This is a genomic window from Vibrio sp. D173a (genome assembly GCF_030248475.1).
On sequence record NZ_JAHGAH010001656.1, the window covers coordinates 1 to 705 of the forward strand.

Annotated in this window: 1 pseudogene; it reads left to right on the forward strand. The window is 48.1% G+C overall.

The features are described 5' to 3' along the window. A pseudogene (locus KIV40_RS35380) lies at positions 1 to 574 on the forward strand (ATPase, T2SS/T4P/T4SS family); the annotation flags it as partial. Positions 575 to 705: the final 131 nt, after the last annotated feature.

The window sequence follows — 705 nt, forward strand, 5'->3', positions numbered from 1 at the left end:
GGGTGAAAAGATTGTTCTCAGGCTACTCGACAGCAGTGCGGCCAACCTTGATATTGATATATTGGGTTACAGCGAGCAACAAAAGGCACTGTATCTCAACGCACTCAAACGCCCACAGGGGATGATCTCGATGACGGGTCCAACGGGTAGTGGCAAAACCGTCTCTCTCTATACTGGGCTTCGCATCCTCAATACTTCTGAACGCAACATCTCAACTGCGGAAGACCCAGTTGAGATAAACCTGTGTGGTGTGAATCAGGTACAAGTCCAACCCAAAATAGGCTTTGGTTTTGCTGAAGCGCTGCGATCTTTCTTGCGCCAAGATCCAGATATCGTGATGGTCGGAGAGATTCGCGACATTGAAACCGCAGAGATCGCCATTAAAGCTTCACAGACAGGACACCTCGTCTTATCGACGTTACATACGAATTCCGCCGCAGAAACCGTCACGCGCCTTGCTCATATGGGCATTGAGCCATTCAACCTCGCATCGTCGTTGAGTTTAATCATTGCTCAGCGCCTCGCACGGCGACTATGCCCACGCTGCAAGATTGAAGACAATAACCAAACGGTAAAGCAGCTTCTTAACTTCGGCGAGCGCATGTTACTCCTAAATTCAAAAAAGTAAACTTCAAAGTGTACTTTTGATTCTTGTGCGCTATACTCCGCATCCACTTACATGAGGTTGGTGAATCAAGAACGATG